Genomic DNA, 13,689 nt, shown 5'->3' with positions numbered 1-13,689 from the left:
TATGAGTAAGCGTCCGGTTAAGGCACGTTGCGATGAGTAAACGCCTGGCAACTGGCTACATGTGGCTCCCTCAGCGAGCCTCCAACTGCGGATTTTCGATAAAAAAAGCCGCTTCACTGAAGCGGCTTTTCTTTACTTGGAGATGTTTGCTAATACTGCTGCTTTCGCGTCTTTACCGTCGACGGTAGTCACACCAGCCAGCCAGCTATCCAGAGTCTCAGGATGAGCGGCCAGCCATTTTTTCGCTGCACTCAAAGCGGGCTCCTTTTTGTCGAGGGAGTTCATGATGCTGCTCTCCATGTCGACCGTGAATTTCAGATTGCTGTACAACTTGCCAACGTTACCGCAGCGCTCGGCATAGCCTTTGGATGTGATGGTTTTGACCGTTGCTGCGCCGAAATCGGGACCGAAGGAATCATCACCACCCGTTAGATACACGATGTCCATGTTCACGTTCATTGGGTGAGGCGCCCACGCCAGGAACACAATGGGCTTCTTGCGTTGAATCGAGCGACCTACCTCTTGGATCATGCCTGCTTCACCAGACTCGACCAGTTTGAAATCCTTCAAACCATACGAGTTGTCCTTGATGATCTTCTGCACCAACGTGTTTCCGCCGCTACCAGGCTGGATGCCGTAAATGCGGCCTCCGAGCTGAACTTTAAATTTCTCGATGTCCTTGAAATCCTTCAACCCCTCATCGGCCAGAAATTTTGGAACTGCGAGTGTGTATTTTGCACCTGTGAGGTTAGGGGCCGGGAGAACGGACAAAGAGTCCTTTAGGGGGGTAATCAGAGGATCCTGAGATGGCGACCAGTAGTTAATGAACGTATCCAGCTTGCCATCGCTAAGAGACTTCAGAACGATTGGCAGTGAAAGCATGCTGTCGTCAAATTTATATCCCAGGCCTTCGGCAACCACCTGAGTCAATGCGTTTGTCGATATACCATCGAGCCATCCCACGTTCGCCGTCTTGATGACTTGGCAACTGCTGGGTTCTTGAGCCATAACCAACACGCTTTGAGATGCCAAGGTTACTGCGATCACGGTTTTGTAAAACTTGTTCATCCGACTCCCCTCTAGAGTTGTACTAACTCTGTGTGACGTATCTGGATGGCAGACTCAAATTTGCACGTGGCTGACACTTATGAATTGCGCCTTTCCCGCTTCGATTATCGGCCAATCGCCAGTACGGCATAACCGCGTTTCTATTATGAGGAGCATGCGGTTTTCTTATGGATCAGTAGGGAGGGATCCACCCGGATACCTTTCGCTTAGACACTTCACGAGAGCCGTTGGATTAAGCTGAGGACCTGTCGGAAGCTTTCGTCTTCAGGAGCCAGAGTGAGCCCTGCTGTTTTGCGGATGGGGACGTGGTAAGGAGATGTGCCGCGTCAATCGCCGCCGCCCAGCCCCTCCAGCATTTGCAGATTTTCGTTTCTCACCTTTGCAGATCGAGCAGCCAGCTCTGCAAATCCATCATCGCTCATGACCTTCTCCATGTTCAGCAGGCATCGATGAGGTTTGTACAGGATGAGGTCTTACAGGTCGATCACCCACCACGAACCTCAATACCAGCACACAAAGCAGAAGCGATGGCCGAGATAGTGGCGAGCTATCTGGAGAGTGTACTCATGGGTTGAAAACACGGAAGGTGGGTATATCAAAGGTGCAGATGTGCACGTCGTAGAAAAATCTGCCTTTCCACTGATCGAAATAGCTCCAAGCGCGACAACCTGGGTAGCCTTCCTGAGTTCTGATCACAGGTATGCACGTAATAGCGGCAGCACGCTGCCGCTATTACGCAAATCTGATCCGTAAGTAAAGTGCCTAGGCCACAGGTTGGTCGAGCGCGCTGCGGCCCATAGTCTGGTCACCAACGTACTTTTGATCGAATGCTGGCCGAGTGAAAATCCTCCGGAGCATAGGCTCGAAGTGCTCCAAAGGGCGAGTCGGGTAATCGGGGTCGAAGGACGATTGGTCCCATTCCTCACAGAAGCGCACACAGCTCTCGTAGTACGGGTGATCCTTGTACAGATCCCGCTCATTACGATCACCGCCGAAGAAGTGCACGTAGTAGTAGTTCTGGAAGAGGCCGTGATAATTGATGACCCAGGTCACCTCTGGACGAACATATGGGCGAAGGATGGATGCTGCATACTGGGAGTGGTTGTAGGGGGCGATCTCGTCACCCAGGTCATGGATCAGCGCTGCAACCACCATTTCCTCGTCTGCACCAGCGTCCTCAGCCCTACACGCGGTCTGAAGCGAGTGAGCTAGCCTGCTCACCTTGTAACCGCTCAGAGAGTGCTCAAGATCCCGCAAGCATTTGAGAATGCGGTCGGGCAGCTCCTTTGCGAAATCAGTTTCCAGCTGGGTCAGCATTTCATATTCGGCTTTGGTGCCGTCTTTCATTTGGGTAAAGGCTACGGTTTCCATCATCAGTCCTCAGGCTTTCGAATCTTATTGAGCTTTCAAGCTTCTTTTCATGGCTTTGTAGATGCCTTTGGGGCCGTCCATATCCATGTAGCAACCTTGCAGATGGCGGCGACCTTCATTGGTATCAAAGCTCGTCCGTCCATGGAGGACACGGGTGTTGTTGAACATTTGCAACTCGCCCTTCTCCAGCTTGAAACGTCGCTCGAATGCCGGATCCACAAAGAGCTCCCCCATGCGACGACGTGCACGGTGGAATATGGCCATGTCGTGTTCATTCAGCAGCGGTAGATAGTCGAGGCGCGGGCTATAGCTGACACCTGTCATTCGGCCTAGCGCGTCAGTCATGATGATCGGCCGGCGTTCAATCAACTCCACGTCGTTGTCGACGTGGCGGTAACGTACCGGCACGTTGGCCAGCAGTTCGAACCCTTCAGGATCTTCCAGCTTGAGCTGCTCTGCGACCGCGAGACTGTCTACGAGTGTAGAGAGGCCTCCCGATGTTTCGTTGATCAGGCAGTGCAAGAGCTGGATGCCAGGCATCGGGTCGCGATAGGGGTTATCGGTATGAGGATCGAGGTGAATCGAGCGATAGGCCAGGTCATTGGAGTTAGGCCGGGAGTAGACCTCGAAGTACTTGCCGAAATTAGTTTCGCGCACCTGGCCGAAGATTTTGCCTACATCCAGAACTGACTCTGCTTCGGTGGGCACGTACTGGATAACGACAACCCCGTAGGTCAAAAACTTGCTGAACGCCTCCAGTCGATAATCGAAGTCGGTCAGTCGGTTGAAGTCGATGTAGATGAGTTGGGTGTCAATGTTGCTCTTCCAACTGATGGGCGTTGGCAGGCCATCCAACGGATCGAAGTCGGCACGAAACTCCGTGAGGTCATACAGCCCCGCATAACCATCACTGAATGACAGCCATGCCTGATCTACGCCTTTGGCCTCTGCTTCAACCAGAGTGATGCCGTCAGGAAGGTTATGCGGGTTAAACAGTCTTTGCTGAGTAGTGACATCAAGACTGACAGCATCCTGGCAGCGCTCCCGCAACCACAGAGGCGCTAGCACAATGGTTTCCCCTGGCAACTGTGCGATCACGGATGCCGGTTGTTGCTTGATTTCAAAAGTGACCTGTACCATGAGAACCTCCAAATAGGTGGTCTCAGTATCCTTACGTGCTCAGGGGATAAACACCCGCAATCCCCTTATTAGAGGTATGCATAAACGTTATGGAGCCGAGCGAACAGGACCTCCCGCCACTTAAATCTTTGGTCGCCTTTGAGGCCACAATCCGCTTGGGTTCGATGACGGCCGCAGCTGTTGAATTGGGCACTACTCAACCGGCGATTTCTCAGCGGATTCGCACCTTGGAGGAGTCGCTTGGGTGTGTACTCTTCGAACGTAACGGTAAGCTGTTGCGACCCACCTATGAGGGTCAGCAGATTTATTCAGGCCTAGCATCCCCGGTGAGTGAAATTAAGGCAGCGGTCAAGCGCATGCGTCGCCATTTCAACAAGCAGAAACCTACCATCTCGATCGCTGCGAATTTTGGATTCTGCTATTTCTGGCTTATGCCGAAATTGCCTGCGCTCCAGAGCCAGTTCCCCCAGATCCAATTCAAGATTCGCCCAGTAAACCTTGACGATGATCCGATGCTTCAAGATGCCGATATCGCCATTCAGTTTGGATCCCTCGACGGTGACTTCCGATTTGAAAAGCTACTGATCCCCGAGACGGTATTCCCAGTGTGCAGTCCAGATCTGGCTGAAAAACTGGGGCTAATGGAAGGTACGAAAATAAGCAGTATCGAGGATCTACCGCTGCTTCATAAGGACAGCGATGACTCCCGGTGGCTGGATTGGCATCACTGGTGCCTGCACGCGAAGATCACTCCGCCAGAGGAAGCGCCAGTTTTTTGCTTCAATAACTATCCGTTGCTGCTGACCGCTGCACAGGAGGGTCAAGGTATCGCCTTGGGCTGGGCTGGGCTGATCGAAGAGCAGATCAAGGCGGGCAAATTGATCGCTCTCGGGCCTTCAGTAGACCGGCCTCACCGGGGTTACATTGTGAGATCGAACTATCACGAGACACTTCTGGTGAGGGATGTCCTTCAGTGGCTGATTGCGGCAAGCTGACCTTGAAGCCTGCGCCGTTGAATGTCCGCCAAATCCGTTTCCGCTGCTGAAAATCGTGCTGGCGAGGTATTAGATTAACTCGATGCCGATCCCGCCAGGGACCAGACTCGTCTATCTGGCGAGCATTTTCGCCTAAATGGGTGTCCGGTTTCATTAGACCACTACACATCCGGGTAGCCGATCTTCTACCTATCTGCAAGTTGGACTTGATCTCTACCACTTGATTTAGCGCTGTACATCGCGGTATCGGCACGCCGAATGAAGGCGTCAAACGATTCTGATGGAATCCACGTTGCAACGCCGAAGCTACAGGTAGCCTTTCCAACATCATCAAATGGTACGGTGCTTATTAGAGCTCGAAGCTTTTCTGCCAGCAGCCTTGTATCGTTCAGTTCGCTATCCGGGCAGATCAATGCAAACTCTTCACCGCCTGTTCTGCACAACAGATCGGTTTTGCGTGTTGCCGAACGTATTCGTGTGCACAACGACTTCAGAACGTTATCACCACACTGATGGCCCCAGCGGTCGTTGATGTGTTTGAAGTGATCGACATCAAACATGATCAGCGACAGAGGGCGGTATTGCACGTTAGCCTCAATGAGCAGGCGCTCCATCAACTCTTCGAAGTATCGACGGTTATAGACTCCGGTCAGGTGATCGGTAATGTTCAACAAACGCAAGTCTTGCGTGCGTTCATCAACCAGCGAGAGCGCGCGGGCGCGCTGCGTAATCAGCAAGTACACCATCAAGGTCAGCAGCAGCGTCAACCCTGCTCCGAACACGATAATCAGGCTGATGGACAGTGCGTAGCTGTTGGCGACCAGAAATGTTGAGCTGGGTCTAAACTGGATCAAGTAATTTTGGTCGGCTACTTTCAGCAGCCGCTGCGTATGCAGCGCTGAAGGGGCAGCTGGAGCCAAGCTCTGATAAACATTTTCCGCTTGATGCTGCGGGCCGATCAATGAAAGCGTCACGTTCAGTCGTTGCAGACTTGGTAATGGAATGCCTTGTTCCATCAAAGAAGCCAAGCGTACGCTGGAGACAACGAACCCCTGCAAATTATCATTGTTCAATGGAACCTCAGGGGACTCGTGGAATACAGGAGCAACAAAGAAAACCCCCGACTGCCCATTGGTCATTTTCAACGGTTCCGACACAACTATTTGACGTGTTTCTCGTGCCTTGCTCATCAAGGCTTGGCGACCCGGGCGAGCCATAACATCCATGCCGGGTATGATCTTTACGTCATCGCGCTTCAATAAGTAGAGCAATATCCAGTGTTCCGGCCGGCTGGCGAGGGGGACTCTTTCGCCGGTGACGGGATTAATTTCATGATATGAAAAATCACTGGTGCCATTGAGAAGCGCCTTGGCGCGAAACGCTTGTAAATCCTTCTCTAAAATCTTTGGTACCCAGCTATAGGCTTCGTCCTCTCCAACTAGAGGCGTAACGAATCCCAGAAACTCCTTTTCAGTGACATCGTCGGCGTTGATAAAGAAACGCCTCACAACGTCTAATTTCAAGACCTGAGTATTAAAGCGTCGTTGCAGGCGACTGAATCTTTCGTCGACCTCAAGTTGAAAAGCAACGCTAACGGTACGCTGCTCTGCCCCTAAGAACAGAATCAGCACCAAAAACGTGACGGCCACCCCAGCCAGGCACACCAAACCGCAAAGGGTCACGTCTGATGCTTTGAGTACGCTCTGACGAGTAGACATCATTTTGTGTTCCTTGCTCATCGCCAAAAACAGTGTGCAGTGACCTGAAGTACTTTTGGAGTATCGGCACGCTTGTCGTTATCTTTATGAATCAGGCGTTAGAGAAAGGGGCTTATATGAAGGATTCCAACCAGTTAACGGTTCAAATCTCGAGCTGTCGTGGCAAATGGACCTGCGAACAGTTATAGGCATGTTCGCCACCCCTGCGCAGTCCTCGGGCCGATGGGCATACGTCAGCCAGTCTGGCAGTGCCCAGGCGAGCCCAAGCTGGCGAATGGCAAAGTCGCGCAACCCGCTTTTCTGGAGCCTACTCGACCGGCTGCTTTTGGCCGAAAACAGTCAGAAGTGAACGACAGCAATCAGCCAGTAACGAACGGTCAACGATAGCGTCAAGCGTTCGCAAAGCCGCACACCTTAAGAGTCGCGATAGATCGTTTCGTGAATGGGAGCGTGGAGCGCCACAATGTTGGCTGACAAGGTGCAAGCCAGGTCTCTGCACCTGCCATCAGATCTATTAATCAACCACCACAATCCGCGTCAGCCCTACCCGCTCGGCCTGTTCTAAAACTTCCGCCGGCGTTGCGTCTGCGCTGGGCATGATCAGGCTATTCTCGCCATCCCCGAAATGCAGCTGCAGCAGGTGCATCGCCGCCTCGTGAATGGGCAGTTGAGGCTGTTTGAGATCGAACACGTGGGTGCGGGGCTCGCCGTCGAACAGGTATTTCAGGGTGTAGTAGCGCATGGTTGATTCTCGTCAGGGAAGAAGTGCCGTTAACCATCCCGACTTTATTCATCAGCGCTTGGTTCAACTATTCGGCGTTCGGTGGTTGCTTCTCGGGCACTGTAAAACTCACTGTCGTACTGGTGAGGATTTTGTGAGTCGGGTCGGCGACTTCTAGAAGAACTTTGTGAGTTCCGGGCGTCAGCCCAACCAGAATGATCGGGTCTTCACTGGTATGCGCCCATGTACCTTTCCAGTCATCGACAGTCACATGGAGGTGGCCGAGACGTGGTGAGACGTTACCAGCCGCTTTGCCGAATACCGGCATGATCCTGGCGTGCTCTGTTCGATACTGGATGATGACAACCCCGCGGGCGAGCGGCTCGGCAAGCGGTGGATAGGCAGTGAGTGTTGGCAGCGCCTCAGATTCCAGTGGGAGTATTGCCGGTGGGTGATGGGTTTCTGCTTCTCCTTGACCGAATGCAGCTATGCAAACAAAGCCTCCAAAGGCAAAGACAAACAGATTTCTGAGCGCGAGGGACATGGAGTTTTTCTCCAGCGTGATCTTATTCAAGGCTAGATCAAACCGCCCCATTGTCTATGCCGCATCGACCGGTTGAACCGACAGGCAGAGTCAGTTATTCAAAACCGCCAAGACGCACATGCCAACTCGCTACAGTGGTGGATGCTCGTCAGGGAAGAAGTGCCGTTAACAATCCCGTCTTGATTAATCAGCGCTTGGTTCAGCTATTCGGCGGGGAGCGTTTGATCCACATAAACATGTTTATCGATGCGTGTTTAAAGACACTCGGTGTTACGTCATAAACGGCTACATCGCCTTGCGCCGTTGCCTACGCGTACGCCAGAATCGGCCGGCTTGTGCGGCTATGGGGTGGGCTATATCGTTTCCGGGTCACTGCAAAACAGTGATCGGGTTTGGTAGCCCGCTTGAAAACATTCGCATGGCGGCACCTTATGTAGTCTCTTTTGGGGACTCCGCTTTATATGGTGGTCATGCGTGGGGCTCCTTGTGAGCGCCGGGTTTCCCGTTTTCGACCGGTCTACCAACCCACGTATGGCCGCCACCCCCTCGTTTGGTAGCGAAGGTGATGGCTCCTCAATCTTAATTTCGAAAATGGGAGTTTCATCTATGTTCAAACCAACACCCAACCCCCCGAATATTGATCCAGTACCCTACGACGCCTCTTTTGATCTTGACCCCAAGAAAATGAAAGTGGCGGCCGACCGCGCGCTCAAGATCTACCTCAACCCCGGGGCGACGAAAGCGCAGATACCGCCCCGCAGACCCGGCACCATTTTCACCATCGACGCAGCGGTGGATGACGAAGCGTTGCTGGTTGAGGTCTATGAGTCGCTTTCAACCGCCTGCAAGATAGTCAACGATCTCGTCGAGCTGGAGGAAGGCCCGCGACGCCATACGTTGTTGGTGTTGCATCGGTCGCTCCTGATGGGAGAGGCGGCGGCCAATCGCGTACTGGATAACCACAAGCCTTTGTAGGAGCGAAGCTTGCTCGCGAAGGCGTCGGGCCTGACACACCGCGTTATCGTTCTTCGCGGGCAAGCCTCGCTCCTACATTTGATGGGTGTCGTTCGCAAAATTTATGGCCGACACAGATCCCCCGTAGGAGCAAAGCTTGCTCGCGAAGGCGTCGGCACAGTCAATGACACTGTCGCCTGACACACCGCTTTCGCGAGCAAGCCCGCTCCCACATTTTGATTGGCGTAGTTACACGATCTTGGCGATGGTGCTCGCATTAGCGATCACTAGCCGTATCGTGGGGTTATTGGTTTGGGTGTTTGAAATCTGGTGGATAACGGCGAGATTCGTCGCAGCCGTGCTCACACTGACAGAAACCGAAGAGCGCGACGGCCAGGTCCATGCAGAGGTGACGCTGCCGCCATCGGCGAGCATCAGCGCAATCTGACCGCCAAGCAGCGATTGGGCATCGGATGCACCGTTGCCGTAGGCTTGGGTAGCGAAGATTGGCGCGCCGGGAATCGGCGCTGTCGCCCACTCTCCCCCCGTCAACAGGCAGCCGCTGACCACAATCTCAGTATCACTCGCATTGTGAATCTCTAGAGTAAGGGATCGTACAAACGTGCTCATCCGTGGCCTTCCATTTGATTATCAGCAAATGACCTCTGCGACCTCAGAGTACTGGCAAAGGCCCCATTAAATAAATCCGCCCCTATTTCGGCTATCATTCGAGCGTTTTCAAGCCCGGTATAAAGAGATGAATCGTCAAAAAAAATTACAGCAGCTGTTCAAGGCTAAAGCCAAGAAGGCCAGTGCCAAACTGGCACCGCAAAAAAAGGATAAGTACATCAGCAAGGCCGACCGGTTGAAGCTGGAGGCAGAAGCCGATCAGGACGCCATCAGTTCCTCTGAAAGCTGATCCATGAGCGACGATTCCTACGCGCGGTACATTCGCTTTCAGACGCCCGATCCCGGCATTGCCCCTCGGGAACAGGCGCCGATGCTCGCCCAGGAACAAGCCTGGGCGCGGGAGTACGCTTGCGGGCATCGCTTCAGCTGGATCGCAGTGTTGTTGCCGCCGTTGTGCTTTGGCCCGGTTTTGCCGGGTCTCGCGTTTCTGTTGGGACTGTTGCTCTATCAATCGTTATTTGCCCCACGCCTGGATATCGACCAGATCATCGGCGCGTCTTTCGGCTGGCTTGCGCTGGCGACGCTGCTGTTCATGGCGGCCTGGGTGTTACGCAACAATCTGCGCGATATACGCGACCCGACCAAACGCTACTGGCAGTCCATGCCGGATCAAGAGCTGGTCGAGCTTGAGCGCCATACCCTGGAATCCGGCATCAACCTGTGGTCCTCCGATTACGACCCGGACTGCAACACCCTCATGCTGTGGAAAAACGGCAAGCTTGAAGGCGTGCAAGACAGCGGCGTTTCGCAATGGGTTGTGGCCAGGACAACTGCCGGCCACTGGCTGGTGTTAAAGGAACAATTTCCGGGCAACTTCAGCTACGGACGGGAGGGGGAAATGCCCGCGCCGGACAAGCACCTGCAACCCAGCCAGGAATTGGCGATCGCCTTCGCTCCCGGCACCAACCTCTCGCTCGGTCGGCGTTTCAGCGGTGCGCCGCTGCCCTTGGTGAACACGCTTTATTGGCTGTCTGCCGATGAGCTCAAGCGCCTTGTCGAGATCGCCCATCACTGGACCTTCTTCCCTCCCGATCGCTACGCCGTGGTCAATCAGCAGGACGCCGGATGGCTGCAATGGCTGGTGGACAAGGCGCACGCCAGCGTCGGGCCCCTTCCTGAACGTCAAACTTCGACGCTGGTTTAGCTCGGCACCGCTAGCCCGACTTTCACCCGGTCCAGCGCCACGATGGTCTTGAACCAGGTCACATTGGCGTTTTCAGCGAACAGTCGCCGCGCCAACGCTTGGTATTCCTGCATGCTGGCGACTGTCAGCACCAGGACGAAATCCACTTCGCCGGTGACGTAGTAGCACTGCTGAACTTCGGGCACCGCGAAGTGTGCCTTCATCGCCTCCAGCGCCTCGATGCTGGTGCGCTCGGCCATGACTTCCACGATGATCGTGATCGGCCGGCCGACGGCGGTGGGATCGACGATGGCGACATTACCGGTGATGACGCCCCGCTCCTCCATTCGCTTGATGCGGCGCTGAACGGCAGCCGTGGAGAGATTGACCTGCTCGGCCATCAGGCGCAGCGGCGTGGTGTTGTCGCGCTGGACGAGGTCGAGGATGGCGCGGTCGAATTTGTCCAGCGAGTCTGATGCTGCGTCGTTTTTGATCATGGTAGGCCGCGAGAAATTTTCTCGAAAATTACCAGAAAACCGAGGCCCTTTATCCAGTTATGCGAAATATTATCTTGCCCACAGTCTGCACACGCAGCCTGAGTCGGGAATTCATAGGATATTATTGGCATGGTCGCTTTGTTTCATCTTTCCCCGGTCTTGTTGGTCACAGCCATGCTCGTGGTGTTGCGCCGGCCGCCCGTTCACGCCGCTATCGCCGGCACTCTCCTCGTTATGCTGCTCTGGTTCGCCGGCGCTGCCGATGCGTGGCATCCGGGCAGCATGGTGGCGGCCGCGCAAGATACGGCGGTGCTGTTCGCCAGTACGGCTTTCGTGATCGTACCGGGTCTGGCCTTCGTGATTTTCATCGAACGCCTGGGCGTCAATCTGGCGCTGAGTCAGTGGGTGCGCTCGCTGGGCCTGAGTCGCGGTGATCAACTGGTGTTTATCGTCCTCGGGCTGGCGCCGTTGCTGGAAGCGATGACTGGTTTCGGTGTGTCATTGATCGCCACGGTGCCCCTGCTGCTCAGTCTCTTCGAGCGTCGGGTCGCGCTGCGAATTGCGCTGACCGGCATGGCGATCATGCCGTGGGGAACGCTGGGGCTGGCCTCGGTGATTGGTGCCTCGCTGGCTCATCTGGACACCGCTGCGCTGGCATCGACCTCGGCACTGATCAGCGCACCGGTTTTTCTGGCCCTCAGTGCGATAGCGCTGTATCTGGCCGGCGTTCGTGAGGCGCGGGAATGGCGCGGGCTCGGCGTTTTCTGGCTGCTGTTTGTGGCGGTGCTCTACAGTGCAAGTCGGTGGCTGGGGCCGGAAATGGCCGGGGTTGCGGCGGGCCTGGTGACGGCAGTTGCGGTGCTGTCTGTCGGGCAGTGGCGGCGGCGCAGCGAACGCGGTTCCGTGCAATGGCCGCGTCAGGCGTGGCCGTATCTGGTGTTGATTGTCTGCATTGTTGCGTTGAAAACGCTGTGGACGATCACCGCTTGGCCGGATCTCTGGATCGTTCAAGGCGCCCAGGTCAGCTGGAAACCACTCGCCTCGCCTGGAATCGCGCTGATTCTGGTGCTGATCGGGTTGGGGTTTCACACGCGCAATGCACACCATCAGGCAGAGCCCGGCATCAGCGTCCCGGCTGCGTTGGCAGCGCGGGCGAAGCGGCCACTGCTGACCATTTTCTTCTTTCTCGCGATGTCGCAGATGATGGTGAAGGCCGGTTTCCTCGCAGGTTTGATGCAATTGCTGACGGGCCTTTCGCCCTCCGCCGCGACGTCGCTGGTCAGCCTGCTCGGCGCGCTGTCAGGCTACATGACCGGGTCGAATGTGGGCGGCAACGCGATCTTCATGCCGGCCATCGCGATGCTCCCCGAGACCTCTCGATTATTGCTGGCAGCGGTGCAGAACAGTTCGGCCGGACATGCGGCGCTAGGCTCGCTGTCGATCGTCATGCTGATCCTGGGGCTGGCTAAAACCACGGCCACGGAAGACAGCGAACTGGTTCGGTTTGGCTTCTTGCTGGTCTGTCTCAATACGGTGTTGGTCGCGTTGGGCGCCGGGTTGCTGAGCGCAGGGTAGAAACCGGGGGGCGTCACAAACTCGTCACGCCCACCTGCTATTTTCCTCGCGCGATCCGCCCTATCCGTTGCCCGACACAAGGTGCCCCTGAAGGTGTTCTCAACCCCGACCCGCCAGCAAATCATCCTCAGATCCGACGACATGCGCTGCGATGACTTTGGCGCGCTGTTTTCGAAAATGTTCGGCAACCGCTATGCCGATACTCCGCCTCCACCGGGGCACATCATCATTGGCGGGGTCTACGGTCGGCACGAAGGCGTGAGCTTTCGGCGCATGCACTATCGGGGCGATTTCATGGTGGCGTTTCCCGATCCCGTGGATGAAATCACCTTCGTCATTCCTACCGCCGGCAAGATCGTCTTCAATCACGCGGTCGAGTCCGTGGGTGTTGCGCATGTCGGGCTGGCCATCGACAAGGCCGATGTGCGTTCGATGCGTTTCATCGACAATCATGCGCAGCATGGGATTTCGATCAAGCGAGGGCTGCTTACCGAGCGGCTGTCGACGCTGCTGGGCAAGCCGATCTTGAGCAAGTTGGTTTTCGAGCCAGAAGTGGATTTGAATGCTGCGGCCTTCCAGGGCATCAAGGCGTTGATCGACCTGGCGACCGGGACCGAGTTCGACCTGCTGATCAACGCCGGCACGCTGATGCCTTCGCGCCTGCGGGAAATGTTGGTGGATGCGGTGCTGGAAGCCTGGCCGCACAACTTCACCCAAGCCCTTCGCCGCCCTGCCCCGCAGATCGCGCCACGGCATGTGAGGCTGGCGGTCGAGTACATTCAGGAGCATCCCGATAATCTCATCAGCGGCACGGATCTGGCGCGGCTGAGCAACGTCAGCCAGCGTGCGTTGCAGGATGGGTTTCGGCGGTTTGTGGGGATGTCGATTGTGGACTATCAGCGGCAGGTGCGTTTGGAGCGGGCCTACGATGCGTTGGCGGGCGGTGCCTCAATGTCGGTGACTGATGTGGCTTTGAGGTATGGATTCAGCAATGTCGGCAGGTTCTGCCAGTACTTCCCGCACGCCTACGGCATCAGCCCGGCGGAAGTGAAAAGCCGCCGGCGCTGATTGGATCGCTAACAAAATCCAAGCCACACCACAAAACCATTGTGGGAGCGGGCTTGCTCGCGATGGCGTCGTATCAGTCAACATCGATGTTGGCTGGCAGTCCGCCTTCGCGAGCAAGCCCGCTCCCACAGGGGATTGGGGTTGGTCACAAATACTGCGTCCGCTGCAGATCCAATGTGGGAGCGGGCTTGCTCGCGAAAGCAGTGTGTCAGCCGACATCCATTT

Annotated in this window: 14 protein-coding genes; 6 read left to right on the top strand and 8 right to left on the bottom strand. The window is 55.5% G+C overall.

Translation table 11 applies throughout. The annotated features are described in order from the left end of the window. Nucleotides 1-132: 132 nt before the first annotated feature. The 3 genes from choX to NK667_RS08170 form a co-directional block, all read right to left on the bottom strand. A complete protein-coding gene (gene choX / locus NK667_RS08180; RefSeq protein WP_054614322.1) occupies nt 133-1,068 on the bottom strand; it encodes a choline ABC transporter substrate-binding protein in 936 nt (311 codons plus the stop codon). 762 nt (nt 1,069-1,830) lie between these two features. Beyond that, nucleotides 1,831-2,439 carry an HD domain-containing protein gene (locus NK667_RS08175; protein ID WP_054616230.1) on the bottom strand — a complete coding sequence of 203 codons (609 nt, stop codon included), beginning with the start codon at nt 2,437-2,439 and terminating at the stop codon, nt 1,831-1,833. Between the two features lie 24 nt (nt 2,440-2,463). Continuing rightward, complete coding sequence (locus NK667_RS08170; protein WP_054051198.1) at nt 2,464-3,579, bottom strand: TauD/TfdA family dioxygenase; 1,116 nt, start codon at nt 3,577-3,579, stop codon at nt 2,464-2,466. Nucleotides 3,580-3,668: 89 nt separating this feature from the next. Here NK667_RS08170 and NK667_RS08165 point away from each other — a divergent pair, with 89 nt between their 5' ends. Continuing rightward, a complete protein-coding gene (locus NK667_RS08165; RefSeq protein WP_054051195.1) occupies nt 3,669-4,574 on the top strand; it encodes a LysR family transcriptional regulator in 906 nt (301 codons plus the stop codon). Between the two features lie 185 nt (nt 4,575-4,759). On the opposite strand, the gene NK667_RS08160 is transcribed toward NK667_RS08165, so the two are convergent. From NK667_RS08160 to NK667_RS08150, 3 genes are all read right to left on the bottom strand, one after another. After that, the gene (locus tag NK667_RS08160; RefSeq protein WP_054614321.1) at nt 4,760-6,295 is read right to left on the bottom strand and encodes a diguanylate cyclase; all 1,536 of its coding nucleotides are present in this window, start codon (nt 6,293-6,295) and stop codon (nt 4,760-4,762) included. 511 nt (nt 6,296-6,806) lie between these two features. Then, a complete protein-coding gene (locus NK667_RS08155) occupies nt 6,807-7,034 on the bottom strand; it encodes a hypothetical protein (RefSeq protein WP_054051192.1) in 228 nt (75 codons plus the stop codon). 67 nt (nt 7,035-7,101) lie between these two features. Next, complete coding sequence (locus NK667_RS08150; protein ID WP_054616229.1) at nt 7,102-7,557, bottom strand: DUF6130 family protein; 456 nt, start codon at nt 7,555-7,557, stop codon at nt 7,102-7,104. A gap of 606 nt (nt 7,558-8,163) precedes the next feature. On the opposite strand from NK667_RS08150, the gene NK667_RS08145 reads away from it, so the two are divergent. Continuing rightward, nucleotides 8,164-8,532 (top strand): DUF6124 family protein, encoded by a 369-nt coding sequence (locus tag NK667_RS08145; RefSeq protein WP_054614320.1) that lies wholly within the window; start codon nt 8,164-8,166, stop codon nt 8,530-8,532. Nucleotides 8,533-8,760: 228 nt separating this feature from the next. Here NK667_RS08145 and NK667_RS08140 read toward each other — a convergent pair whose 3' ends face one another. Then, nucleotides 8,761-9,141, bottom strand: coding sequence for a hypothetical protein (locus NK667_RS08140; RefSeq protein WP_054614319.1), 381 nt, complete (start codon nt 9,139-9,141; stop codon nt 8,761-8,763). Between the two features lie 127 nt (nt 9,142-9,268). Here NK667_RS08140 and NK667_RS08135 point away from each other — a divergent pair, with 127 nt between their 5' ends. Beyond that, on the top strand, nt 9,269-9,430 hold the full coding sequence (locus NK667_RS08135) for a DUF2986 domain-containing protein (protein ID WP_082356710.1): 162 nt from the start codon (nt 9,269-9,271) through the stop codon (nt 9,428-9,430). A 3-nt stretch (nt 9,431-9,433) separates the two neighbouring features. Next, complete coding sequence (locus tag NK667_RS08130; protein ID WP_054614318.1) at nt 9,434-10,345, top strand: hypothetical protein; 912 nt, start codon at nt 9,434-9,436, stop codon at nt 10,343-10,345. Here the strand turns inward: NK667_RS08130 and NK667_RS08125 are convergent. Then, on the bottom strand, nt 10,342-10,821 hold the full coding sequence (locus tag NK667_RS08125; RefSeq protein WP_054614317.1) for an Lrp/AsnC family transcriptional regulator: 480 nt from the start codon (nt 10,819-10,821) through the stop codon (nt 10,342-10,344). The two genes, NK667_RS08130 and NK667_RS08125, sit on opposite strands and share 4 nt — an antisense overlap. Before the next feature lie 129 nt (nt 10,822-10,950). On the opposite strand from NK667_RS08125, the gene NK667_RS08120 reads away from it, so the two are divergent. Together NK667_RS08120 and NK667_RS08115 are read left to right on the top strand one after the other, a co-directional pair. Next, complete coding sequence (locus tag NK667_RS08120) at nt 10,951-12,396, top strand: L-lactate permease (protein WP_054614316.1); 1,446 nt, start codon at nt 10,951-10,953, stop codon at nt 12,394-12,396. 93 nt (nt 12,397-12,489) lie between these two features. Then, entirely contained in the window at nt 12,490-13,464 is a 975-nt protein-coding gene (locus tag NK667_RS08115; protein ID WP_054614315.1) for an AraC family transcriptional regulator, read from the top strand. Nucleotides 13,465-13,689: the final 225 nt, after the last annotated feature.

The sequence above is a fragment of the Pseudomonas nunensis genome, from assembly GCF_024296925.1.
GTDB classification, from domain to species: domain Bacteria; phylum Pseudomonadota; class Gammaproteobacteria; order Pseudomonadales; family Pseudomonadaceae; genus Aquipseudomonas; species Aquipseudomonas nunensis.
This window is presented reverse-complemented; position numbering and strand designations above follow the sequence as displayed.